This is a genomic window from Variovorax durovernensis (assembly GCF_977011995.1).
Genome location: NZ_CDRNCW010000002.1, coordinates 1,098,504 through 1,122,032, shown reverse-complemented (window position 1 = coordinate 1,122,032; position 23,529 = coordinate 1,098,504). Strand labels below are relative to the sequence as shown.

18 protein-coding genes and 1 pseudogene are annotated in these 23,529 nt (G+C 66.0%); 14 read left to right on the top strand and 5 right to left on the bottom strand.

Annotation, left to right across the window (positions count from 1 at the left end; all coding sequences use genetic code 11):
* Nucleotides 1-93 precede the first annotated feature (93 nt).
* The 3 genes from ACWV14_RS37060 to ACWV14_RS37050 all read left to right on the top strand — a co-directional run bounded on the left by ACWV14_RS37060 (nucleotide 94) and on the right by ACWV14_RS37050 (nucleotide 3,524).
* Nucleotides 94-255 carry an HHHH-motif protein gene (locus ACWV14_RS37060; RefSeq protein ID WP_454908806.1) on the top strand — a complete coding sequence of 54 codons (162 nt, stop codon included), beginning with the start codon at nucleotides 94-96 and terminating at the stop codon, nucleotides 253-255.
* A 162-nt stretch (nucleotides 256-417) separates the two neighbouring features.
* Nucleotides 418-2,160: an ABC transporter permease gene (locus ACWV14_RS37055; RefSeq protein ID WP_454908805.1), complete on the top strand. Its 1,743-nt coding sequence runs from the start codon at nucleotides 418-420 to the stop codon at nucleotides 2,158-2,160.
* A gap of 2 nt (nucleotides 2,161-2,162) precedes the next feature.
* Complete coding sequence (locus tag ACWV14_RS37050) at nucleotides 2,163-3,524, top strand: ABC transporter ATP-binding protein (RefSeq protein WP_454908804.1); 1,362 nt, start codon at nucleotides 2,163-2,165, stop codon at nucleotides 3,522-3,524.
* 24 nt (nucleotides 3,525-3,548) lie between these two features.
* Here the strand turns inward: ACWV14_RS37050 and ACWV14_RS37045 are convergent, their stop codons facing one another.
* Nucleotides 3,549-5,873, bottom strand: coding sequence for a TonB-dependent receptor (locus tag ACWV14_RS37045; protein ID WP_454908803.1), 2,325 nt, complete (start codon nucleotides 5,871-5,873; stop codon nucleotides 3,549-3,551).
* 124 nt (nucleotides 5,874-5,997) lie between these two features.
* Nucleotides 5,998-6,357 carry a hypothetical protein gene (locus tag ACWV14_RS37040; RefSeq protein ID WP_454908802.1) on the bottom strand — a complete coding sequence of 120 codons (360 nt, stop codon included), beginning with the start codon at nucleotides 6,355-6,357 and terminating at the stop codon, nucleotides 5,998-6,000.
* Nucleotides 6,358-6,437: 80 nt separating this feature from the next.
* On the opposite strand from ACWV14_RS37040, the gene ACWV14_RS37035 reads away from it, so the two are divergent.
* From ACWV14_RS37035 to ACWV14_RS36985, 11 genes and pseudogenes are all read left to right on the top strand, one after another.
* Complete coding sequence (locus tag ACWV14_RS37035; RefSeq protein ID WP_454908801.1) at nucleotides 6,438-6,833, top strand: DUF2946 domain-containing protein; 396 nt, start codon at nucleotides 6,438-6,440, stop codon at nucleotides 6,831-6,833.
* A gap of 164 nt (nucleotides 6,834-6,997) precedes the next feature.
* A complete protein-coding gene (locus ACWV14_RS37030) occupies nucleotides 6,998-9,169 on the top strand; it encodes a TonB-dependent siderophore receptor (protein WP_454914585.1) in 2,172 nt (723 codons plus the stop codon).
* A gap of 169 nt (nucleotides 9,170-9,338) precedes the next feature.
* Nucleotides 9,339-9,998, top strand: a complete 660-nt coding sequence (locus ACWV14_RS37025; protein WP_454908799.1) for a DJ-1/PfpI family protein — start codon at nucleotides 9,339-9,341, stop codon at nucleotides 9,996-9,998.
* Between the two features lie 49 nt (nucleotides 9,999-10,047).
* Complete coding sequence (locus tag ACWV14_RS37020) at nucleotides 10,048-12,084, top strand: TonB-dependent receptor (RefSeq protein WP_454908798.1); 2,037 nt, start codon at nucleotides 10,048-10,050, stop codon at nucleotides 12,082-12,084.
* Nucleotides 12,084-13,511 carry a PepSY-associated TM helix domain-containing protein gene (locus ACWV14_RS37015; protein ID WP_454908797.1) on the top strand — a complete coding sequence of 476 codons (1,428 nt, stop codon included), beginning with the start codon at nucleotides 12,084-12,086 and terminating at the stop codon, nucleotides 13,509-13,511. The genes ACWV14_RS37020 and ACWV14_RS37015 overlap by 1 nt, the downstream gene beginning before the upstream one ends.
* 84 nt (nucleotides 13,512-13,595) lie before the next feature.
* Nucleotides 13,596-13,967, top strand: coding sequence for a DUF2946 family protein (locus ACWV14_RS37010; RefSeq protein ID WP_454908796.1), 372 nt, complete (start codon nucleotides 13,596-13,598; stop codon nucleotides 13,965-13,967).
* Nucleotides 13,968-14,068: 101 nt separating this feature from the next.
* A pseudogene (locus ACWV14_RS37005) lies at nucleotides 14,069-16,080 on the top strand (TonB-dependent siderophore receptor); the annotation flags it as partial.
* 157 nt (nucleotides 16,081-16,237) lie between these two features.
* A complete protein-coding gene (locus tag ACWV14_RS37000) occupies nucleotides 16,238-17,794 on the top strand; it encodes an ABC transporter substrate-binding protein (protein WP_454908795.1) in 1,557 nt (518 codons plus the stop codon).
* On the top strand, nucleotides 17,791-18,756 hold the full coding sequence (locus ACWV14_RS36995; protein WP_454908794.1) for an ABC transporter permease: 966 nt from the start codon (nucleotides 17,791-17,793) through the stop codon (nucleotides 18,754-18,756). The genes ACWV14_RS37000 and ACWV14_RS36995 overlap by 4 nt, the downstream gene beginning before the upstream one ends.
* Complete coding sequence (locus ACWV14_RS36990) at nucleotides 18,753-19,589, top strand: ABC transporter permease (RefSeq protein ID WP_454908793.1); 837 nt, start codon at nucleotides 18,753-18,755, stop codon at nucleotides 19,587-19,589. The genes ACWV14_RS36995 and ACWV14_RS36990 overlap by 4 nt, the downstream gene beginning before the upstream one ends.
* Complete coding sequence (locus ACWV14_RS36985; RefSeq protein ID WP_454908792.1) at nucleotides 19,586-20,992, top strand: ABC transporter ATP-binding protein; 1,407 nt, start codon at nucleotides 19,586-19,588, stop codon at nucleotides 20,990-20,992. Before ACWV14_RS36990 ends, ACWV14_RS36985 begins: the two co-directional genes overlap by 4 nt.
* A gap of 418 nt (nucleotides 20,993-21,410) precedes the next feature.
* Here the strand turns inward: ACWV14_RS36985 and ACWV14_RS36980 are convergent, their stop codons facing one another.
* The 3 genes from ACWV14_RS36980 to ACWV14_RS36970 all read right to left on the bottom strand — a co-directional run bounded on the left by ACWV14_RS36980 (nucleotide 21,411) and on the right by ACWV14_RS36970 (nucleotide 23,239).
* Entirely contained in the window at nucleotides 21,411-21,962 is a 552-nt protein-coding gene (locus tag ACWV14_RS36980) for an SMI1/KNR4 family protein (protein ID WP_454908791.1), read from the bottom strand.
* An 88-nt stretch (nucleotides 21,963-22,050) separates the two neighbouring features.
* Nucleotides 22,051-22,557: a hypothetical protein gene (locus tag ACWV14_RS36975; RefSeq protein WP_454908790.1), complete on the bottom strand. Its 507-nt coding sequence runs from the start codon at nucleotides 22,555-22,557 to the stop codon at nucleotides 22,051-22,053.
* A 40-nt stretch (nucleotides 22,558-22,597) separates the two neighbouring features.
* Nucleotides 22,598-23,239 (bottom strand): hypothetical protein, encoded by a 642-nt coding sequence (locus ACWV14_RS36970; protein WP_454908789.1) that lies wholly within the window; start codon nucleotides 23,237-23,239, stop codon nucleotides 22,598-22,600.
* Nucleotides 23,240-23,529 lie beyond the last annotated feature (290 nt).

The window sequence follows — 23,529 nt, the reverse complement described above, 5'->3', positions numbered from 1 at the left end:
TATCAAATGTCATCCAAGTGTCAACTCGGATCGTTGAGGGGTTGCGCCTGATGTATGACGCGTTCCTCGATGTCATTGCTTAGAAAGACCACCATGAAAACCAAGCAGCTCATCTTTGCCGGCATCCTCGCATTCGCCGGCGTGGCCTTGTTGGCCCCAGGCGTTGCTTCCGCCGCGCCCCATCATCAGCCCAAGCACAAGGTGTGCAAGTGGGACGCGCGCCATCACCACCGTGTGTGCCACTGGGTACGCTGAACCACCAGGAAAATCCCGCCCGCCAAGCTCAGGATGCCTCGCGAAGCGGGGCATTTTTTCATTCGGACGAAAGAGCCGCCTCCTGAAACCTGAAAGCCAGCCGGCTGCCGAGCAACACCGTGGCCGGCACCCCGTCGTCGAAGCAAAGAACTGCAAGCCCGCATGAAAAGTACCGCCCCCCAGCTTGCGATCGTGGAAGAGCGGCGCACGCTCGGCTGGATCGACGCGCTGTTCCTGCTGATCCTGCTGGGCCTCCTGTGGAGCGCGCTGCACTTCGGCAAGGGCATGATCGTGCACTTCGATCCGGCGGCAGTGCCGCAGATCGACAGCTCGCCGAGCCAGATTCCCTATTACGCGGGCCGCACCCTGATGCGCATGTGGATCGCGTTCGGTTTCTCGCTGTTCTTCGCCATTGCCACCGGCTACCTGGCTGCAAAGAACCGCACGGCGCGCGCCTTCATCCTGCCGGCTCTCGACGTGCTGCAGTCGGTGCCGGTGCTGGGCTTTCTGTCGGCCACCGTGGCGGGGTTCATGGCGCTGTTCCCCGGCAGTCTGCTGGGCGTCGAATGCGCCGCGATCTTCGCCATTTTCACGGGGCAGGTCTGGAACATGGCGTTCGGGTTCTATCACTCGATGGTGACCATCCCCAACGACATGCAGGAGGCGGCGTCGACGTACGGCCTGACGCGCGCGCAGCGCTTTCGCACCGTCGAGCTGCCGGCCTCGGCCCACAGCCTGATATGGAACTCCATGATGTCCTTCGGCGGCGGCTGGTTCTTCGTCGCGCAGAGCGAGGCCATCAGCGTGATGAACAAGGACATCAAGCTGCCGGGCCTGGGCTCCTACATGGCGCAGGCCATCGCGCAGGGCGACAACACGGCCGCCCTGTGGGCCGTGGTGGCCATGATCGTGCTGATCCTCGTGAGCGACCAGCTGGTCTGGCGCCCGTTGCTGGCGTGGGCCGACAAGTTCAAGATCGAGCTGACCGAGTCGGCGACACCGGCCACCTCATGGGTCTACAACCTGCTGCGCGGCGCCTACCTGTTCACCTGGATCGGCGAGCGCCTCTGGCTGCCGCTGAAGGACCGGGTGTCGCGGGTGCCCAATCCGGCCGCGCGGGTTCCGGTGCGGATCAAGGCCGGCGGACAGAAGCTGCTCTGGCGCGCGGCGGGCATCGTGCTCGCCGTGTGGATCGGCTTCGAAGTCCTGAGAGCCCTGGCGGCGGCCGTGGCGGCGCTGCACGGCGCGCTGACGCTGGCTGCCTTCGGCCACATCGTCTGGCTCGGTGCGCTGACGGCCCTGCGCGTCGCCGCCATGACGGTGCTGGCCACGCTGATCTGGGTGCCGGTCGGCGTGTGGATCGGCTCGCAGCCGCGCGTGGCGCGGTTCGCCCAGCCGCTGGCGCAGATCGGCGCGTCGTTCCCCGTGAACATGACCTTCCCGATCGTCGTTGGCTTCTTCGTCGCCACCCACGTCACGCTCGACTGGGGCAGCATCCTGCTCATCGCGATGGGCACGCAGTGGTACATCCTGTTCAATGTGATCGCGGGCGCCATGGCCATCCCCAACGACCTCAAGGAAGCGGCACGGGTCTACGGCCTGCGCGACTGGAACCTGTGGCGCACGCTGATCCTGCCGGCGATCTTCCCGTACTGGGTCACGGGCGCCTGCACGGCCGCCGGCGGGGCGTGGAACGCCAGCATCGTGGCCGAACTCGCCACCTGGGGCAGCACGACCCTGAAGGCGCAGGGCCTGGGTGCCTACATCGCCACCGTCACCAAGGAGGGGGACACGGCGCTGATCATCGCGAGCATCGGCGTGATGTCGATCTTCGTCGTGCTGATGAACAAGCTCATCTGGCGCCGCCTGTACGCCTTCGCCGAGCGCCGATTCAAGCTGGATTGAAAATGAACACAACCCCCCGTTCCCCCGAGCCGGCCAAGCCGGTGGCCGAGCTGTGCGCCGTCACCAAGACATTCAGGACCGCCGGAAACCACGAGCTCAAGGTGCTCGACAACATCGACCTGGCCGTCAACGAAGGCGAGTTCCTGGCGCTGCTGGGCCAGTCCGGTTCGGGCAAGTCGACCATCCTGCGCTGCCTCACCGGCCTGATCGCGCCGACCTCGGGCCGCGCGCTGGCCAGCGGCAGATCGCTCGACGGCGTGAATCCCGACGCGTCGGTCGTCTTCCAGACCTTCGCGCTCTACCCGTGGCTGACGGTGGAGCAGAACGTCGCGGTGGGCCTCATGTCGAGAAAGATCGGCCGGGCCGAGCGCGACGCCGCGGTCAACCGCGCGATCGAACTGATCGGCCTGGGCAACTACCACGCGGCCTTCCCCCGCGAGCTGTCGGGCGGCATGCGCCAGCGGGTGGGCATCGCGCGGGCGCTGGTGTCCCGGCCCAGGCTGCTGTGCCTGGACGAGGCCTTCAGCGCGCTGGACGTGCTGACCGCGGAGAACCTGCGCCAGGAGCTGATCAGCCTGTGGCGCGGCCCGAATGGTGATCTCAGCTCGGTCTTCATGGTCACGCACAACATCGAGGAGGCCGTGGAGATGGCCACGCGCATCGTGGTCGTGTTCCCCCGGCCGGGGCGTGTCGGGCTCGTGCTGGAGAACAAGCTGCCTTACCCGCGGGACACCAAGCACCCGGAATTCCAGCGGCTGGTCAGCGTGATCCACGAGTCCATCACCACGATGACGCTGCCTGACCTGCCGCCCGAGGCGAGCGAGAAGGGCCAGCCGATCTCGCGCGCCCGCACACGCATGGAATCCATTCCGCTGGTGCCCGTGGGCCAGATCCTGGGGCTGATGAGCATCCTCAGCGACTCGCCGGACCTGTCCAACATCTACGACATCTCGGACGAGATCGGCAAGGAGTTCGGCGAGACGATCGCGATCCTCAAGGCGGCCGAGATTCTCGACCTCATCGACACGCCGCGCCAGGAAGTGCGCTTCACGGAGCTGGGCCGCAAGTTCGTGGCCGCCGACCGGCTCGGCAAGCGCGCGATCTTCGAGGAGCAGGTCTTCAAGTTGCGGCTCTTCCACATCATCATCGCGCTGCTCAAGGAGTACGAGGAAGTCGAGGCCGAGCGCGTGATCAAGGACATCGGCAGCGCCTTGCCTTACGACAATCCCGAGAAGACCTTCGAGACCATGATCGCCTGGGGCCGCTACGCGGGCCTGATGGACTACAACGCGAAGACCGGCATGGTGTTCGTCCCGCAGAACGATGATTCGAGCGACGACGCCCACCTGCACGGCGTGAACTGAACGGCCCTCGATGCGCGCCCGGCCTCACAGGTCGAACCGCAGCTCGGCCGTGTAGGTGCGCTGCGGATACGGGTGGAAGTTCCAGTACTGGTAGTTGTTGGCGTTGTCGATGCCGAAGGCGGCCGACCACTGCTTGTCGATCTGGTAGCGCACGCGGAAGTCGACCGTGAAGTACTTGCTCGCACCGAAGTAGGCGAAGGCGTTCACGTCGCTGTTGTCCAGGTTGGAGTACTGCCGGCCGCTGTAGCGCGCCGCGGCCGTGAACGACCAGCGCGCATCGGGCCTGTACGTGGCGTAGACGGTCGAGCGCCAGCGCGGCACGCGCGGCTGCCACTTGCCCACGGCGGCCGGGAAGGCGGCGTCGGCCACTGTCTTCGAGTCGGCATAGGTCAGGCTGCCGCCCAGGTCGAGGCCCTTGATGAACACGTTCTGCCCGGTGTAGGCGATCTCCACGCCGGTGGTGCGCACCTTGTCGATGTTCTGCACGCGCGAGACGGTGGAGTTGGGAATCAGCTGGCTGTACAGCGCGTTCTTCGTGGTCTCGTGGAACAGCGTGGCGCGCAGCAGGCCGTTGCCCAGGTCCTTCTCGGCCGACAGTTCGCCAGTCCATGACTTCTCGGGCTTCAGCGTGGGGTCGTTGATGAAGGAGAGTGCGCCGCCCGAGGTGGCGCCGTAGAGCTCGCCGACGGTGGGATAGCGCACGGCGCGGCCGACGGAGGCTTTCAGCACGGTGTCGCTCGTGAGCTGATAGGCCAACGCGGCCTTGGGCGACACGTCGGATTCGCTGCGCGAGGCGTACGACTGCGAAGTGGCCGCCGTGGCGGTGAAGCCGTTCTTGGCCTCCCAGTGCTCGTAGCGCAGGCCCAGCACGGCCTTCCACTTCCGCGCGAACGACCAGGCGTCCTGCGCCCACGCGCTGTAGGTTTCGGTGCGCCCGCCCACGTTGCTCACGGGCGTGAACGCCGCGCCGTCCTGCCAGTTGCCCAGCACATTGGTCTTCACGATGCCGAGCTTGTACGCGTCGCGCCCCACGCCGAAATCGACGATGTGCGCGCCGCCCACGCCCTGCGGGCGCCAGGTGCCCTTGGCCGCCAGGGTGTTCCACCCGGTGCCGCCCTGGTCCTGCAGCGTGCCCGCGCCGCCGTAGGCCGCGAGCGGCAGTGCGGTGGTGGGCGCGCGCTGCGTGTCCTTCGAATAGTCGTAGAGGCTCGCGGCCAGCTCCCAGTCGAACTCGCCCTGGGTGTTGCTCTTGACCGAGAGCCCGTGCATGTAGTGCGTGGCGCTGTCCTCGGTGAGCGGGAAGGCTGTAGGCGCCAGGTTGAAGCTGCGCCCGTTGATGTTCACCAGGCCGCTGTACACCGGCTGGCCCTGCGCATTGGTGAGATAGCTGGCGGACTGCCCGTTCGAAGTGTTCTGCCACCAGCCGAGCGTGTAGGTGGCACGCACCGTGGGCGAGAAGTCGTAGGCCAGCTTGAGCTTGGCGTGGTCCTGCAGCGTGTGGTACTGCGTGCCCGTGCCCAGGATGTACCAGGGCGTGTTGGTGGTGTTGAGGCCGCCCAGCGCGCCGTAGACCGACGTGCCCGCGCGGCTGGCCACGCCCGAGGCCAGGGTGGCGGTGGTGAAGGTCAGCGGCTGGCCCTCGCTGTCGGTGCGGTTGATATCGATCCACCAGGACCAGTCGCCGCTCTTGCTGCCCAGCGACGCACTGGTCTGCCAGCTGTTGAAGGTCTGGCGGGTGCTGTAGAGGTTGTTGGGCTGCGACGAGTAGCCGACCTTCACGTGCGCCTCCAGCTGCGTCGGCATGCGCGTGACGTAGTCGACCACCGCGCCGGCGGAGTTGCCGGGATAGGCCGCCGAGAACGGACCGTACATCACGTCGACGCGCTCGATCTCCTCGGGCGTGACCAGGCCCCAGCGCGGCGCGAAGTTGGTGCCGTTGGCGATGCCGTTGCCCAGGTAGTTCGACAGCAGGATGCCGTCGGCGTACACCGCCGAGCGCGCGCTGTTGCCCGTGCCCGAGGCGCGGGTGGACAGGATGGCGTGGTTGTAGTCGCCGATGTAGCGCTTGCGCACCAGCAGGCTCGGCAGGTACTTGAGCGCGTCCTCGCTGTCGGTGGCGTTGATGCGCGTCTCGATCTCCTCGCGCGTCACGCCCTCGATGGTGGTGGGGATCTGCGTGGGCAGCGAGGTCGGCTGGCCGCCGGTGACGGTGACGACGCCGAGGGACTTGGTGCGCTCGGGCGTGTTGTCCGCGGTGGCTTCTGCGGCCGCAGCACCTTGCGCGAAGGCGGGCACGGCCAGCCAGGGGAATGCCGCGCCGAGCGCGAGCGACAAAAGGGTCTTGTTCATGTGAAGCTCTCTTCGGCGCCCACCGGGGGCGCCGACTCATTGCAGGGAAGTGCGTGGCAGCGTGCGACGGATGTCCATGGCAATTGCCATGGGCGGCGTCACGTGCGACGGAACCGAAAACGAGTCAGGAGAGCGAAGGAGGCCCGCGCGCGGGCAAGGGCGCGGCGGTGGCCGCTGCGATGCGCGCGGCCGGGATCGGCTGGACGGCATGGCCCAGCGGCAGGACGTTCGGGAGATCGACGGGTTGCGCCGCAGGCGGCGGTGCCCCGGTCAGCATGCACATCGGGCAGTCGAGATGACTGGCGCCGAGTTCGCGCGCGCCGTCGTCGGTCTGCACAATCACCTTGATGGCGCCTGCCGCCGAGCACACGAGTTGCATCGCCTGCGGCTGGACCACCGGCGATGCGATCGCCACCCCCAGCGACAACACGAACCACGCCAGCACGAAGCGGACGAGATGGCGGGCGTGGCGCAGGGCGGGCATGGGGCGATTATGTGTGAGGCACCCTTTCGATGGCACCTTGTCGTGAACCAACGTTGTATTCAGGCATCTAGAATCCCGCCATGCGCGTCGGCCAACGCTTCAGAAAACTCATCTCATGGATCGCCTGTCTGGCCGTCCTGATGGGCTCTGTTGCGCCTGTCTTGTCGCATGCTTTCCAGCCCTCGCAGGGTGGTGCCGGTTGGATCGAGGTCTGCACGGCCTTGGGCCAGCAACTGGTCCACGTTGACGGCGCGGCCGCCGAGCCGTCGAAGAGCAAGCAGACCGACGATCACGCGCGTGCGCACTGCCCCTATTGCTCGTCGCATGCGGTGCAGCTGGGCCTGCCGCCCGCAACTTCGCCGGTGCTGTTCGTGCCGACCTTGCACTACGGCCTGCCCGCACTCTTCCTTGCAGCTCCGCGCGCCGTGTTCGCGTGGTCGACTGCGCAGCCCCGCGCGCCTCCGCGCATCTCCTGAAGTCCGAAGCCTTCCGCTGCCGGCGTTGACGCCTGCCAGCGGATCTTTTGCATCTTGCCGGGCCGGTGCGTCCGGCTTCAGGAGTTTCCATGTCCAACGTCGAACGCGCGCTGCGCGCGTTGATGCATTTGAATTTCTGCGCGGCCTGCGCAGAGACATACCCCATGAGAAGAATATTCCGCCTCCAACCATTGGCCGCCGCATTGTGCGCAGCGGGCCTGGGCTTCGGCGCCGGCACCGCGCTGGCGCAAGGCAGCGCGCAGCAGAGCCTGCCCCCTGTCACGGTCAGCGCCGACCGCGACAGCTACCAGGCCCCCGAGAGCGCGACCGCGACGCGCACGGACACGCCCTCGCTGCAGAACCCGCAAAGCGTGCAAGTCGTGCCGCTGTCGGTCATCCAGGATCAGAGCGCGCTGAACCTGGGCGACGCGCTGCGCAACGTGTCGGGCGTGCAGTCCGACTTCGGCTTCAACGGTTCGGCGCAGCCGCTTGCGATCCTGCGCGGCTTTCCGAGCATCTCGATGACCGCGATGGGCCCGATGTCGGGCAGTTCCACCTATTACATCGACGGCAGCAAGGTGGCCGGCGTGCCGATCAACATGGCCAACGTGCAGTCGGTCGAGGTGATCAAGGGCCCTTCGAGCGTGCTGTATGGCCGCGCCGAGCCGGGCGGCCTCATCAACGTGGTGACCAAGCCGATCAGCAGCGTGCCGGCCTTCAGCTTCGAGCAGACGGTCGGCCAGTACGGGCTGTCGCGCACCGGCATCGAAGCCTCGGGGCCGGTGAATGCCGACGGCACCGTGCGCGCGCGCGTGGCCGCCTCGTACTACAGCACCGACTCCATCCGTGACTACGTGACCGACAAGCTGGGCGCGTTCACCGGCAGCCTGGCCTGGGTGCCCGATGCGCGCACCAGCGTGACCGCGACCATCGACTACAGCAGCCAGCGCTACCGCACCGACTACGGCGTGCCCGCCATCGGCGACCGGCCGGCCAACCTGCCGTGGTCGCGACAGTTCAACGATTCGCCCACGCTTTCGGGTACCAAGACCACCAGCTTCAAGCTCGAGGGTTCGCACCAGCTGTCGGACACCTGGCAGATCAAGGGGAAAGTGCTGAGCGTGCGCGGCGACACCTCCGAAATGGACGTGACGCCCTACCGCGTCGACCTGGGCGCGGGCATGTCACCTGGCGACGGCTGCACGGGCTCGGGCAATCCGATGTGCCGCTATTACTACTACGTGCGGCCCGACGGACGGTACAAGCTCGACCAGTTCAACGTCGACCTCATCGGCAAGTTCGACGCCGGCGGCGTCAAGCACACCGTGCTCGTAGGCTTCGACACGTACAACAGCCGCAAGAGCGGCACCACGTACTTCCAGCAGCTGTCGGCGGTGGACATCTACAACCCGCTGCTGGGCATGACGCCCAGGCTCGACACCACGACGGCCATGCCGCTGGACATCCGTGACCAGAACCGCTGGACCAGCCTGTACGTGCAGGACCAGGTGGCGTTCGGCAACGGCGTGTTCCTGACCGGTGCGCTGCGCCACGACCGCACCAGCGCCGTCTACGCCAGCGACACCACCACGCCGCCGAACAAGGCCTCTTTCACCACGCCGCGGCTGGGCGCGGTGTGGCAGTTCGCGCCCAACCAGGCGGTCTACGCGCAGTACCAGGATGCTGTCTCGGCCAACAACGGGCGCGACGCGGTGACGCTGGCCGCGCTGAAGGCGGAGAAGGCCAGCCAGTTCGAGATCGGCCACAAGATCGAGCTGTTCGACGGCAAGCTCAGCTCCACCGTGGCGCTCTACCAATTGGTGAAGCGCAACCGCGGCGGCTCCGTGCCCATCGATACCGCGCCGTACTACAACACCATCACCATCGGCAAGGCGCGCTCGCGTGGCTTGGAGTGGGACGTGTCCGGCGAGATCACCAAGCGGCTCTCGCTCATCGGCTCCTACGCGTATACCGACACGCGGGTCACCGAGGACCCGACCTACCAAGGCAAGCAACTGGCCAACGTCGCGCGACACACAGCCAGCCTGTGGGCGCGCTATGCCTTCGACAGCCAGTGGAGCGGCGGGGCGGGCGTGTTCGCACAGAGCCAGCGCCAGGGCGATGTGGGCAACACCTTCCAGCTGCCGGGCTATGCGCGTGTTGACGCGATGCTGGCCTACCGCTTCGCGCTGGGCAGCGCCAAGGCGGCGCTGCAATTCAACATCGACAACCTCTTTGGCAAGAAGTACTACACCGGCAGCCATCAGTTCGTCTCGGACTGGATCAAGCTGGGCACGCCGCGCACGGCCAAGCTGACGCTGCGGCTGGACTACTGAAGGAAAGCGACATGACCATCGAACGCAGGTCGTTCCTTCGTACGGCGGCGGTCGCCCTGGCCGCATCGCCATGGCTGGCCGGCGCGGCCGAAGACAAGGCCACACCGGTGACTGTCACGCACGACATGAGCGCCATGCCCGCGCACTGGACCGGCAAGGAGCAAATCGGATGCTGCTCTACCCGGGATTCACCGCGCTGGATTTCGTGGGGCCGCAGTACATGTTTGCCGGACTCATGGGCGCGACGGTGCACCACGTCGCCAAGACCATGGCGCCGGTGACCAGCGACACCCACTTGGCGATCTCGCCGACCACGACGCTCGCGCAATGCCCCGCCGAACTCGACATCCTGTTCGTGCCCGGCGGCGGCGAGGGCACGCTGGCAGCACTTCGCGACGAGGAGCTGCTGCGCTTCGTCGCGCAGCGCGGCGCCAGCGCGAAATGGGTGACCAGCGTCTGCACCGGATCGCTGGTGCTTGGCGCGGCGGGGCTGCTCAAGGGCTACAAGGCGACGTCGCACTGGGTCGCACGGCCGCTGCTGACGGATGTGGGTGCCATCCCCGTGGAAGCGCGCGTGGTGCAGGACCGCAACCGTATCACCGGTGCCGGCGTGAGCGCTGGCTTGGACCTGGGCTTGCGCATGGTCGCCATGCTGCGCGACCAGCCGTATGCCGAAACGGTGCAACTGCTCGCGGAATACGCCCCCGAGCCGCCCTTCAACGCCGGCTCGCCGCGCACTGCGCCGCCGGCGGTCAAGGCCATGGTGGACGACATGTTCAAGGGCTTCATGGCACAGGGGCATTCGGCGCTCGCCCGCCGCAAATCCTGAAAAAGCCGATGGACAACATATCGCATCCCCGATCCGCATAGAAATTTCGATGAAAAAAACAAACCTGGCCGCGGCCATCGCGGCCATCGCGGTCGTCTTCGCTGCGCCCGTCGCCGCGCAAACCGACAAGAACACAGACAGTTCCGCACTGACGCTGGGCACCGTCAACATCCAGGCCACGGCCAGCGGACCGTTGTCCGCACGGCAGGTGTTCAGTTCGGTCGACATCCTGGGGGCCAGCGTGCTCGAGGACCAGCATGTCGACTACAGCTGGGAGCTGCTGTCGCGCGCCCCGGGCGTGCAGGTCACGCAGTTCAAGCAAGGCACTGATGCAGGACGTTTCTCGTTTCGCGGCTTCAACGGCGAAGGCCGCGTCAATGCGGTCAAGCTGCTGATCGACGGCATCCCGAGCAACGACAACGCGGGCGGCATGCCGTTCCTCGACGCTGTGTTCCCGCAGGACATCGAGGCCATCGAGATCGTGCGCGGCACCAACGACCCGCGCTATGGCCTGAACAACATCGCCGGTAACGCGAACGTGATCACGCGAACCGGCGGCAACCAGGGGCGCGCGAGCCTCACCGTCGGCAGCTTCGGCACCAAGGAGGTCGAGATCGCCAAGGGCATCGAGAGCGGCAACTGGAGCCAGAACTATTCGCTGGCCTACCGCGACTCGGACGGCTACCGCGACCACGCCGATGCGAGGAAGCTGGCCTTTTCAGGCAAGTGGTTCTACACCAGCGACGATGGCCGCTGGCGCGCAGGCGTCATAGCGCGCTACTACCGTAACAAGGCGCTGGAGTCCGGCTACCTGAGCTACGACCAGGCCATGCACGCGCCGCGCAGCTCGCCCGCGTATGCATCCGCCGACCGCGGCGAGCGCGAGACGGCGCAGCTCAGCGCGCATCTGGACGGTGAGCTGACGAACACCCTGTCGTGGTCGACCAAGGTCTATGCCAACCAGTACGAGAACCGGCGCTGGGTGCGCTTCTCTGCAGCGAGCGCCCAGCAGGAGCGGTACAACGACGAAAAGCAGCAGGGTGTGATCACCTCGCTGACATGGCGGCCCCAGGTCAACTGGGCGCACGAGTTCACACTCGAAGGCGGGCTCGACGCGCAGTGGCAGCACAACCTCGGCCAGCGCTACCGCACCACCGAGCGCATGCGCACCTCGCAGTTTCGCGACTGGGATTTCGATCTCGACACGCAGGGGGCCTATGTGCAGGCCGTGATCCGTCCGGTCGAGGCCTTGAAGATCGTGCCGGCTTTCCGGGTCGACCACGTGGGCGGCCAGTTCACCGACCGGCTCGGCCGCATCACCTCGCCGGTGCATGACTACGGGCTCGTCCAGCAGCCCAAGATCAGCGTGGCCTATGCGCTGAATCCGCAGGCGAGCCTCTACGCCAACTGGGGCCGCACCTTCCAGATCGGCACCGGCATCGATGCCTACCGCACGCAGATGCGCAACCTCAAACCGTCGATCAACGACGGCTGGGAGGCCGGCGTCAAGTTCAATCCGCTGCCATGGCTTGACGGGCGTGTCGCCTATTGGGAGCAGCGCGCTTCCGGGGAAGTCGCGCGCGTCCTGGGCGTCGACGGTCTGCCAGACCCGGGTGGCCTGGGCAACGTCGGCAAGACGCTCAGAAAGGGCTTCGACATCCAGCTCAATGCCAAGCCGAATGCACGCACCACGGCCTGGGTCGCCTATTCGCACCAGGTGGCCCGCATCACGGCACCGGACCCGAGTGCACCCGCCACGCGCGGCAAGGAGATCGAGAACGTGCCGCACTACCTGGTGTCCGCCGGCGTGGACTACCAGGCGAGCGACAAGCTCAAGCTGTCCGCCTGGGCCAATGCGCAGGGCGACTACTACGTGGAGCGCACCAACACGCTGGGCCGCTTCGGACGCTATGCGCTGCTGAACCTGGGCGCCACGTACCGCGTTTCGCCCACGATGGACGTGAACCTGCAGGTGAAGAACGTGACCAACCGCAAGTATGTCTATGCCTGGTACGACAGCGGCTCTTCCGGCTACTCGCCCGGCGACGGCCGGGGTGTGTACGCCAGCCTGAACCTGAGGTTCTGATGACTGCACAAGCCTTGCCGCGCCACACGGCGCCCTTTGTTGCCGGCAGCCTCTACCGCGCCGTGTGGCGCTGGCATTTCTATGCCGGCCTGCTCGTGCTGCCGTTCCTGATCTGGCTGGCGCTGACTGGCGGCCTGTTCGTCTTCAAGCAGCAGATCGACGGGTACTTCCACCATGACCTGAAGTTCGTGCAGGCAGGGCAGGGGCCTGCCTTGGCGCACAGCGAACTGGTCGCGGCCGCGCTGGCGGTTCACCCCGGCACGCTGCGCAAGTACACGCCAGCGGCGTCGCGTGATGAGTCGGCGGAGGTGGGCATCGCCAGCGCGAGCGGCGAACAGGTCGTCGTGTTCGTCGACCCCTATCGCGCAAAGGTACTGGGCGCTCTCCCCGAGGGCGGGAGCGTGGCCTGGACCATTCGCAAGCTGCACAGCCTGAAGTACTTCGGGTCGGTGGCGCGCGGTGCCATCGAGATCGCGGCGGGGTGGGCGATCCTGCTGGTGGTCACCGGCATCTATCTCTGGTGGCCGCGCGGGCGCCGTGGCGGCGTGGTCACGGTGCGCGGACGACTCCGGCAACGCATGTTCTGGCGAGACCTGCACGCGGTGACGGGCATCTTCGTCGGCGCCGCACTGGTGTTCCTGGCCTTCACGGGCATGCCGTGGTCGGTGTTCTGGGGCGCCAAGGTCAACCAGTGGGTCAACGGCCAGAACTTCGGGTATCCGGCAGGTGTGCGCGTGCAGGTGCCGATGTCGCAGCAGCGCCTGGCAGACGGCGCACCGACCTCGTGGTCGCTCGAACAGGCGCGCGTTCCGCGCTCAAGTCACGAGGGACATGACGGGCATGAAGGTCATGAGGGGCACGCAGAGCCGGGCGCGGCCCTGCAGCCCATGGTTGCTGACGGTGCCATCGGTCTCGATGCCGCGATTGGGATCTTCGAGCGGCTCGGCATCGCCCGGGGCTACACCGTCAACCCACCCAAGGGGCCGAGCGGCGTCTACACGGCGTCGGCCTATCCGAGCGACCTGACGCAGCAGCGCATGATCCACATCGACCAGTACAGCGGCAAGACGCTGATCGACATGCGCTATGCGGACTATGGTCCAGTCGCGCGTTGGCTCGAATGGGGCATCAATGTTCACCTCGGGCAGGAATTCGGCGTGCCCAACCAGGCGTTGCTGGTTGTGGTCTGTCTGGGCATCGTGCTGCTGTGCGTGAGTGCCGCGACCATGTGGTGGAAACGACGGCCCGCAGGTGGGCTCGGCGTGCCGCCGCTGCCCTCGGACCGGCGCACGTTGCGCGTGGTGCTGGCACTGCTGGCGCTGGGCGGTATCGCCTTTCCGCTGGTGGGGGCGTCCCTGCTGGTCATGCTGGCGATGGACATGTGGATAAGCGGCAGGGCGTCCAGAACGGAAAGCGTGCCTGCCTGAGGCATTTTTTTGCGCGCTTGCTTCGGGTAGCACGTGCCTGGTCCGCGCCACCGGCTCTCGCCAGTATGATCCTTCCGCCTCGCCATGCAGCTTCGTCCTCTCCATCTCCAACGCCTCCTTCAGCTTCTGTTGCTGGCCGTGTTCTTCAACGCGGCCATCGGCATGCCGTTGCACGAAGCCGGGCATCTGCGCCAGGCAATGGCAGGTGTGGAGCAGGAAGCCGCTCTCGAAGCCCGCGTGGATGCCGGCTCTCTCGGGCATAGCGAGGAAGCTCAAGGCCTGTGCGAGTGGTGCCTTGCTTATGTGCACCATGCCACTGCGCCCGCTCGGCGGCTGGCCGCGCTCGAAGTGGCGTTTGCCTTGGCACTTCCACGGGCACCGCCCGCGCTGTCCTTCGTGCCCGATCCGGGCCGCTGGCCCTTCGCCTCGCGCGATCCTCCGTACGCATCGACCTGACATTCCGCCGCACCCCTCCGCGGGGCTGTGACGCGTTCATTTTTTATCTTGCTGCCGAGCCCGTCGAAGGCACGGCGGCACTGTCTCGTCGAGTGCCATTCATGATCGCCATTCTTTCCGAACGCGCGCGCAAACGCGTTCCCCTGTTCCGCCGCCTTCCTCTTGCGCTGTCCGTCTCGGCGCTGTTTGCCGGACCGGCCATCGCCCAGTCTTCCGATACCCCTGTCGAGGGCCAGCTGAAATCCATCGAAGTGGTCGGCCGCGGCGAGTCGGGCACATACCAGGCCGAAGAAGCTGCCGGGGCCAAGACGGACCTGCCGCTGCGCGAGCTGCCGCAATCGGTGCGCATCGTCACGCGCCAGGCCATCGACGACCTGGGTGCCACCAAGCTCGATGACGTGCTGGACTACGTCGGCGGCGTTTCGCGCCAGAACAACTTCGGCGGCCTCTGGGACAACATCGCCATCCGGGGCCTGCCCGGCAACGAGAACACCGGGATGGCGACGCTGCTCAACGGCTTTTCCTCGAACCGGGGGTTCAACGCGCCGCGCGATCTGGCGGGTGTGGAGCGCATCGAGTTCCTCAAAGGCACCGCGGCTGCGCTTTACGGCAGCAGCGAACCCGGCGGCACGCTGAACATCGTGTCCAAGCGTCCGTTGTGGACGGCCGCGAATTCGGTCGAGGCCTACGCCGGGAGCCAGGGCCTCAGGCGTGGCGCCTTCGACAGCACCGGCCCGATCGGCGAGAACTTCGCCTACCGGCTCAACGTGGCGGTGGAAGACCGCAACAGCTTTCGTGACTTCGTCAGTGCCAAACGTGAAGTCATCGCACCAGCCTTCACCTGGAAGCTCGGACCCGACACGGTGCTGGAGTACGCGGGCGAATACCTGCGGCATGCCACGCCGCTGGACCGCGGCGTGGTGGCGGTCGACAACCGCCTGGGCGCCATTCCACGCAGCCGCTTCCTCGGCGAACCGGCCGATGGCGACATGACCGTCAAGAACCAGACGCACCAGTTCATCCTGTCCCATGAATGGAACTCGACGTGGCGCAGCCGGGTGGGCTTGTCGTACCGCGAGACTTCGCTCGAGGGCTTCTCCACCGAGCCGACTGCGCTGCTGGCCAACGGCAACCTCGCACGGCAGCGCCGCTACCGCGACTACAGCTCGAACGACATCGCACTGCAGGCCGAACTGCAGGGCAACGTGAAGACCGGCGCCATCGAACACGAACTCCTGTTCGGCGTGGAGAGCTTCCGCTTCGACATGGACTCCCTGATGCTGCGGGCGAACCCGACCACTGCCCGGCCGTACGCGATCAACATCTACAACCCCGTCTACGGACAGCTTCAACCGGTGCCCACGGCCAACACCGACACGCTGGAGCGCCAGAACAACAACGCGTTCTATGTGCAGGACGCGATCAAGCTTTCGCCGGAATGGCGGCTCGTCGCGGGCGTGCGCGCCGACAACTACCGCCAGTCGCTGCTCAATCGCAGAAACGGCACCACGGCCAGCCAGGAACCTTCGTCGACCTCGCCGCGCGTCGGTGTGAGCTGGCTGCCGACGCCGCAGTGGACTTTCTACGCCAACGCCGGCCGTTCGTTCAGGTCGAACACAGGCTCCGATTTCGCCTCGAACGGCTTTGTGCCCGAGACGGGCCGCGCGCTGGAGCTCGGCACCAAATGGGAGAGTGCGGACCAGCGCATGGGCGCCACCGCTGCGCTCTTCGACATCCGCAAGCGCAACGTGCTGACCTCCGATCCGGTGAACACCGGCTATTCGGTGGCGGCGGGAGAAATCCGCAGCCGGGGCCTGGAGTTCGACTTCTCGGGCCAGGTCACGAGAAACTGGCGCGTCAAGCCAGCCTGGTACTCAACGACGTGGAGATCACGAAGGACAACACCCTGGAGGTCGGCGGCCGGTTGCTCAATGTCCCGCGAGTCAACGGCAGCGTGCTCGCGGTCTACGAGGACGGCTTTTCCAACGGCCAACGCTATGGCATCGGCGGCGGCTTCACCCACATGGGCAAGCGCCTGGGCCAGGCCCGCACGCAGGCTGAGGCGAACGCGGGAACACCCGCGTTCGACCTGCCGGCCTACACCACCGCCAAGCTGGTTGCGTACTGGCGCCTCAACCCCACGCTGCGCGTGACGCTCGATGTCGACAACCTGTTCGACAAGACCTACTACACGAGTTCATACAGCCGCGTCTGGGTCACGCCAGGCACATCGCGCACCATCACCGTCGGCCTGCAGGCCAAGTTCTGAGATGACACAGCCATTCGTTTTGACGCGCCGCCGGGCGCTCCAGCTATGTGCGGCCGGCCCGGCCGTCGCCGCATCGACGGCGTTGCAGGCACAACCGGCCCGCGTGCCGCTGCAGATCGTCGGTCCCTGGGAAATAAGCGGTCTTGCGCCCGCCAACAGCGGTTACGTCTTCACCCGCATGCAGATCACCGAGACGCTGATGGAGGCCAGCGACGATGGCACCCCGCTGCCGGGCCTGGCCGAGCGCTGGCGCGTGTCGGCCGACGGCCTGGTGTGGCATTTCACGCTGCGTGCCGCGGCGCGCTTTCATGACGGCACGCCCGTCACGGCGGCCGCGGTCGTGCGCTGCCTGCAGGCGGCGCGCGTGGCGCCGGCGCTGCTGAGCCTGGCGCCGATCAAATCCCTTGAGGCCGATGGCGCCGGCGTGATCGTGGTCCGGCTCGCATCGCCTTATGGCGGATTGCCTGCGCTGCTGGCACACAGCAGCACGATGGTGCTCGCGCCCGCGAGCTACGGCTCCAGCGGCGAGGTGAAGGCCGTCTTCGGCAGCGGCCCCTACCGCGTGGTGTCGCTCGCACCTCCGCAGCAAGTGGAGGCGGCCATGTTCGACGGCTACGACGGCGCCAAGCCCGCCGTGGAGCGCGTGCGCTACCTGACGGTCGGGCGTGCCGAAACCCGTGCGCTGATGGCCGAGGGTGGGCAGGCCGACCTGGCCTATGGCCTCGACCCAGCCAGCCTCGTGCGCTTGCGCAAGCGTGGCCGGGTGCGCGTCGATACGGTCACGCTGCCGCGCACCGCGATCCTCAAGGTCAACGCGGGCCTTCCGGCGTTGAAGGATCGACGCGTGCGTCAGGCGTTGAGCCTGTCCATCGATCGGGCCGGTATTGCGAAGGCATTGCTGCGCGACCCGGAGCTCTCGGCAACGCAGCTCTTTCCGCCCACGCTCAAGGCTTGGCACGACCCCACGCTGCCGCCGCTGACTTATGACCCGGGCTCCGCCGCGAGACTTCTGGCCGAGGCCGGCTGGCGCCGGGCGGCCGACGGACTGCGCGACGCTTCGGGCCGGCCGTTGCAACTGTCGCTGCGAACCTTTCCCGACCGACCCGAGCTCCCTGTCATCGCTTCGGCGCTGCAGGAGCAGTGGCGCCAGGCCGGCATCGCGGTTCAGGTCAATGTCGGCAATTCGGGCGACATTCCGCTGGGCCACCGCGACGGCAGCCTGCAATTGGGCCTGGCCGCGCGCAACTACTGCACCGTGCCCGACCCGACAGGAACGCTGATGCAGGATTTCGGCGCCACGGGCGGTGACTGGGGCGCGATGGGCTGGCGCAGCGATGCGCTGGTCCAGGCGCTGGCCGAACTGTCGCGCGGCACCTCATCGGCAGAGCGCGCGGCCGCGCTGCGTGCTCGGGTCACGGCGGTGCTGCAGGCGGAATTGCCGGTGATCCCGGTCACCTGGTATCGCCAGCAGGTCGCGGTGAGCGGGCGTGTCAACGGTGTCAGCCTCGATCCGCTGGAGCGTTCCTACCGGCTCAGCTCGATGAGGTGGAGCGCATGAGCGGGACACGCACCGCCTGGACGGGCATCCTGTTGCGCCGTGCCGTCCAGATCGTCGCGCTGGGCCTGCTGGTGGGCACGGTGTGCTTCTTCATGGCACGTTCGCTGCCGGGCGACATGGCCACCCGCATCGCCGCGGGACGCTACGGCTACGACCTCGTGAGCAACGCGGCGGCCGATGCCGTGCGCATCGAGCTCGGGCTCGACCGGCCCTTGTGGCTCGCGCTGCTGCAGTGGTGGGGAGAAATCGCACGCCTTGATCTCGGTACTTCGTTGGTCACCGGCAATTCGGTTTGGAATGAAGTGGTGCATCAACTGGGCGCCACCATCGACCTGGCGGTCGCTTCCTTGTTCATCGCGGTCGTCGTCGGCTTGCCGCTGGGCACCTGGTCCGGCCTGCATGCGGGCGGCTGGATCGACCGGCTCACGCTGGCGCTGGCGGTGGTGCTGCGCGCGGTGCCGCCCTTCCTGCTCGCCGTGTTGCTGATGGTGCTGGTCGCGGTGCGGCTCGGGGCGTTGCCGGTGGCGGGCGACGACCACGTGGGCAGCGTGCTCCTGCCGGCGCTCACGTTGGGTCTGGGCCTAGCCGCAGGGCTTGCGCGCGTGACCCGGGCCGCGATGCGCGAGGTGGCCGCTTCTCCATCCTTCGAGTTCGCCCGCACGAAGGGGCTGTCGGACCGGCAGGCACTGGTGCGCCACGGCCTGCGCCAGGCGGCCACGCCGGTGGTGGCCTATCTCGGTGTGCACGCGGTGTTTCTGGTCGAAGGCGCGGTCGTGGTCGAAACCTTGTTCGCCTGGCCCGGGATCGGTCATGCACTGGTGCATGCGGTGTTCGGTCGCGACGTGCCGATGATCCAGGGGGCCGCACTGTGCATGGGCCTGCTGTTCGTGGTGTTCAACCTGCTGGTGGACGCGGCTTGCCTCGCGCTTGATCCGCGCCGGCGCAGGGGGGTGGCAGCATGAACGGCAGTCTGCTCGACGCATCCGCGCTCACCGGGCGGAGGTCGCGGCGCGCGGCGACGCGCCGTCGCACGGGCCTCTCCATCCTCGCATTGGTCGCGGTGTTTTCGCTGTTCGGGCCGGCCGTGATCGGCATCGACCCGGCCCGCCAGACGCTCGCCGACACGCTGATGCCGCCGGGCGCGGCCCACTGGCTGGGCACCGACGTGCTGGGCCGCAGCGTGCTTGCGCGCCTGGCACACGCGGCCCGGCTCTCGCTCGGTCTCGCATTGCTGGCCGCAGTGACCGCAGCCATTCCCGGCGTGCTGCTGGGCGTTGTTGCCAGCTGGCGCGGCGGGCGCATCGAACGCGGGCTGGTCATGCTGGCCGATGCGGTGCTCTCGGTGCCAGGCCTGCTGCTGGTGCTGCTGTTCGCCGCACTGGCGCCGGGACGCTACTGGGCGCTCTACATTGGCCTCTCGCTGTCGCTGTGGGTCGAGTACTTTCGCGTCGCTCGCGCGGCGAGCCGGCCGGTGCTCGCGGGTGATGCGGTGCAGGCTTCGCGCCTGTTGGGCTTCGGGCCGGGCTATGTCCTGCGCAGGCATCTGCTGCCAGCACTCGCACCGGTGTTGGGCACCTTGCTGGCCTTCAGCGCCGCACAGGCCGTGCTGGCGCTGGCCGCGTTGGGCTTCATCGGCGTGGGGCTGCAGCCACCGACGCCTGAACTGGGATTGATGATGATCGAGTTCCTCCCTCACTACGAGGAAGCGCCATGGCTCATCGCGGCGCCGGTGGCGCTGCTGATGCTGCTGGTGCTCGGGATGATGCTGCTCGTTTCGGATGGGGAAACGGCATGACCACTTCTTCTGTCCTGCTCGGCGTCGAAAACCTCAGCGTGCACGCCGGCGCCAGACCGCTGCTGCGCGACGTGTCCTTCAGCCTGCGCCCCGGAGAAGTGCTCACGCTGCTCGGTGAAAGCGGTGCCGGCAAATCGCTGCTGGCTCAGGCCGTGATGGGTAACCTTCCCGCGGCGTTGCGCGCTGGAGGCAGGGTCTTGCTGGACGGCGTCGAAAGCCGTGCCGAGGAGGCCTGGGCGCGTCGGTCGCTTTGGGGGCGCACGCTCGCATTGCTGCCACAGGAGCCCGCTCTGGCGCTGGATCCGCTGATGCGCATCGCGCCCCAGCTGTCCGAAACGCACGAACTGGTTCGTGGCGCCGCCTTTGAGGAGGCCGAGGCAGCGGCCGCGAGAGACCTCGATGCCGCGGGTCTGGCCGCCTCGGCGCGGCGCTATGCGTGGGAGTTGTCTGGTGGCATGGCGCAGCGCGCCGCCGCAACCGTCGCCTGTGCAGGTGGCGCACGCGTACTCCTGGCGGACGAGCCCACCAAGGGTCTGGATGCGCACTGGCGCGACCATACTGTGGCGATGCTTCAGTCGGTGCAGCGCAGCGGCGGCTGCGTCGTGGTCATCACGCATGACCTGCGCGTCGCGCGGGCGCTGGGCGGACAACTGATCGTGCTGCGCGCGGGCGAAGCGGTCGAACAGGGCGACGTCCAAACTGTCCTCGCGAACCCGCGGCATGCGTACACGCGGCGGCTTGTTGCGGCCGAGCCGGCCCATTGGCCACGGAGGGCGGCGGCAGCGGCAGGTGCATCGGTGCTGAGCGCGCAAGGCCTGTCGAAGGGCTTTGGCGGCAAGCCGCTGTTCGACGGGCTCGATCTGCAAATCCGTGCCGGCGAGCGCTTCGTGGTGCAAGGCCCCAGCGGTACGGGCAAGAGCACGCTGGGCAATGTGCTGCTGGGCCTGCTGCCGGCCGATCGGGGCGTGGTGCGGCGTGCCGAGGGCCTGTCCTCGACCGCCTTCCAGAAGCTCTACCAGGACCCGGTCGGATCTTTCGCGCCCCGCGTCAGCCTCGAGAGTTCGCTGCGGGATGTAGCCGCGCGCCATCGCTGCGCCTGGCCGAGTGTGCTGCAGCAGCTCGAACGGCTGGGCGTACCCGCGGACTTGCTGGAGCGTCGGCCCGCGGAGGTGTCCGGCGGCGAACTGCAGCGCGTCGCGCTTGCACGCGTGCTCACGGTGCGGCCTGCCCTGGTGTTTGCCGATGAACCGACCTCGCGGCTGGATCCTTTGTCGCAGCAGGAGGCCATGGACGTGCTCCTCGATGCGCTGGACGAGCGCGGCGCCGCGTTGATGCTGGTGACGCACGACGAGGACATTGCGGATGTCGTGGGAACAACTCGGTGGAGATTCGTGCAGACCTGAGTTCCTGGCCGAAAAAAAGGCGACGGGTCGACCCTTCCCGGGTCATGCGAAGGAGAAAGGACGCGAGGCTGGCGGCAACAGGTTGTGGTGCAAGCTCGACGACGTGCGTCGAGCGCATCCAACCCTCGGCGCCGACCGACTGCCACCTAGAAGGTTGAAGTTCCCGAGGCGACAGGTGGGGCAGAGCAGCTTTGAATGAAGTCGTGTGCCAATCTAGGGTCAGGGGTCGGTGGAATCCAACAAACTGTCGGACTCGCCCAAGAGACCCGCTTGCGCCCCGCCAGTGCCTTTGCGCCGGCGGCCATGGTCGGAAATGATGATTTGCGACGCCAAGTGTGGTTCTCTTCAGCAGCAGCCAGAACCAAGTGATCGATGTGCAGGCTGGCGCAGGCATGTCACAGCCGTCATCGACTGTCCCTCACCCAACATCGGGGGTCAGTTTGCCCAGGAACTCGGAGAAAGAACCGGCTACCACCTCTGTGTTCTCAAAGTAGTCACTCGCGTCATCATCATCGGACTCGAAGTTGTGATCCCAGTACAAGATCTCTCCGAGCTTGCTTGACTCAGTGTTGAGCAGAATCAAATCACCGCTGCCCGCAGATGCAATGGGGAAAGTATTCTTCGGGATTCTTCCGTCATAGACCTTCATGTGACTCTCGATCGAATCTCCAAACCCCAGAGGAGCCTTCAGCGCAAGCAGCGAATTGATCACGCGCTCGTTGGAGCGAGTCTTCAGCAGGGTAGCGCTCGGAATGCCGCCATTGTGGGATTTCAGGAACTCCTTGTAGTCCTCCGGAACCTTTCCCACAGAACTCTCTAGTTCCCTGACGTCTTCGTCTGTCGGGTTGTCCGTCTCGTGCATCGAGCGATAGGCCTTGCTGGTTCTTTTGTCCAGCCTGTTTCCCGCTCTGGCATGCGCCTCAATCTCGGCTCCGGACAGGCCTAGTTTCCTGAACTTGAGCTCGTTCACACTGCCTCCAGCCCCACACCGCCGACTCTCCGGCCGCCTCCTCCGAAATCGACAGAAAAGACAGCCAGATGTCTGTCCATCATGTCAATCACTCATTGGAGTAGACAACCAGCTTTCCGGACGGAAGCTTTCCATCCCATCCACATGGAAAACCATCATTGAGGTATGCGCTCTGGATGCTCTTCCAAATCTCAGGGAAGCTGTCATTTGCGTAGCAGTTGAGTAGGATCCGCATGTCTCTGTGCATCAACTCGATGAGCAAACACCCATCCCCTCTTGTCCACTTCGTGTCGGCACCGTTGAAGCTTTTCTCCCTCAACCCGAAGTAGTCGTTCTTCCTCAGATTGAAGTCGATCCATCTCTTCCACTCAAATTCCGGCGGAAAGACGTTCGGACAATCACTGACTGTCTGCCAATCGTCGAACTCCTCAAAAGAATCATTGGTGGCGCAATCGATACCAACCTCCGGATCAGTGATCACCGAGTTCGCAGTTCTATCACCTGAGAATCCCCGATCAAAGTATGCGTCGCGATGAAGATAGTCCACCAGTGGCCGAGCCCTGGAGATCAATTGCTCCCAGTTTTTCACCGTCATCGCGATCAAATCATTCTTCGAGACTTTTCATGGGCGAGCACTACTTGGTCGGCCAGAACAACACGCCCCCTGTACGAATTTCACGAAGTTCGCCCTTTTCGTCGAACTGATAAACCCAGCGCACCTCCTGCGACCACCCTTGCGAGTATGCGTCAGTATGCAGAAGCACCCCTTCCGGCGAATATGTGTACAGGTAGATCGCAAAGGCATCACCCTGACCGGCTGTCATGTAGAGAACGGCATTCGAGAGACTCTCAAACCTGCCAAGCCCTTGCAACGATGATTCCCGGGTCTTCTTCCAGCGATGCCTGGTCTTCCATACATCGAGTCGATCATCGAACTTCTTGTAGAGGTTTGCAGAGACGGGTTGAATGCCTTGTTCCTCAGGCAGGATCGTTATCACATGTTGCTCCGCTGCAAAGCCGACGCAGTACTTCCCAAGCCACCTTGCCTCATCGAAGTTCTCATACTTCTTCTTGAGCAACTTCGGCGCCGCGTAACCTTGCCGCTCGTCTTCGTAGGGTAGGCGGTCGAAATAGTCGCCCGTCGAGAACCGCCATTCCGTCACGCTCCCGATTGCAGAGGCGTATTCCGCATGAATGTCGGTTCGGGAGAACGTTGCATGATCTTCGCGAAGCTTTGCGAGCTTGGTTGCAAATTTCTCATCGTCCAGGATGGCCATCGTCTCTTGATCCGTTAGTTGCAATTTCCAAAGGTCGTTTTCATGAAGCTCTCGGCTTTGCATTGTGCCGGGCGAGCTCATCGACCCTCGCAGCCCCGCTTCCTGCAGGGCCCTGCGATAGGTTTCACTTGCATATTGCGATCCCCTGTCCGTGTGAAAGATGCAGCCGGCCGGAGGCTGTCGGTCCTGCACTGCAGATTCGTGTGTGCCCGCCGCAGTCATCAAGCGTTCTATGGTGCACGCAAATCCTCGAAGCACGCACGAGCTTCCGGAGGGGGTTGATCTGCGCC

Excerpts from the sequence above, each read along its gene's own strand:
- ACWV14_RS37000 (WP_454908795.1), top strand. The coding sequence starts at position 16,238 with ATGACACAGCCATTCGTTTTGACGCGCCGCCGGGCGCTCCAGCTATGT.
- ACWV14_RS36975 (WP_454908790.1), bottom strand. The coding sequence starts at position 22,557 with ATGACGGTGAAAAACTGGGAGCAATTGATCTCCAGGGCTCGGCCACTG.
- ACWV14_RS37050 (WP_454908804.1), top strand. The coding sequence starts at position 2,163 with ATGAACACAACCCCCCGTTCCCCCGAGCCGGCCAAGCCGGTGGCCGAG.
- ACWV14_RS37045 (WP_454908803.1), bottom strand. The coding sequence starts at position 5,873 with ATGAACAAGACCCTTTTGTCGCTCGCGCTCGGCGCGGCATTCCCCTGG.
- ACWV14_RS37055 (WP_454908805.1), top strand. The coding sequence starts at position 418 with ATGAAAAGTACCGCCCCCCAGCTTGCGATCGTGGAAGAGCGGCGCACG.
- ACWV14_RS36985 (WP_454908792.1), top strand. The coding sequence starts at position 19,586 with ATGACCACTTCTTCTGTCCTGCTCGGCGTCGAAAACCTCAGCGTGCAC.
- ACWV14_RS37060 (WP_454908806.1), top strand. The coding sequence starts at position 94 with ATGAAAACCAAGCAGCTCATCTTTGCCGGCATCCTCGCATTCGCCGGC.
- ACWV14_RS36995 (WP_454908794.1), top strand. The coding sequence starts at position 17,791 with ATGAGCGGGACACGCACCGCCTGGACGGGCATCCTGTTGCGCCGTGCC.
- ACWV14_RS37040 (WP_454908802.1), bottom strand. The coding sequence starts at position 6,357 with ATGCCCGCCCTGCGCCACGCCCGCCATCTCGTCCGCTTCGTGCTGGCG.
- ACWV14_RS37010 (WP_454908796.1), top strand. The coding sequence starts at position 13,596 with ATGCAGCTTCGTCCTCTCCATCTCCAACGCCTCCTTCAGCTTCTGTTG.
- ACWV14_RS36970 (WP_454908789.1), bottom strand. The coding sequence starts at position 23,239 with ATGGCCATCCTGGACGATGAGAAATTTGCAACCAAGCTCGCAAAGCTT.
- ACWV14_RS37015 (WP_454908797.1), top strand. The coding sequence starts at position 12,084 with ATGACTGCACAAGCCTTGCCGCGCCACACGGCGCCCTTTGTTGCCGGC.
- ACWV14_RS37035 (WP_454908801.1), top strand. The coding sequence starts at position 6,438 with ATGCGCGTCGGCCAACGCTTCAGAAAACTCATCTCATGGATCGCCTGT.
- ACWV14_RS37030 (WP_454914585.1), top strand. The coding sequence starts at position 6,998 with ATGAGAAGAATATTCCGCCTCCAACCATTGGCCGCCGCATTGTGCGCA.
- ACWV14_RS37025 (WP_454908799.1), top strand. The coding sequence starts at position 9,339 with ATGCTGCTCTACCCGGGATTCACCGCGCTGGATTTCGTGGGGCCGCAG.
- ACWV14_RS36990 (WP_454908793.1), top strand. The coding sequence starts at position 18,753 with ATGAACGGCAGTCTGCTCGACGCATCCGCGCTCACCGGGCGGAGGTCG.
- ACWV14_RS37020 (WP_454908798.1), top strand. The coding sequence starts at position 10,048 with ATGAAAAAAACAAACCTGGCCGCGGCCATCGCGGCCATCGCGGTCGTC.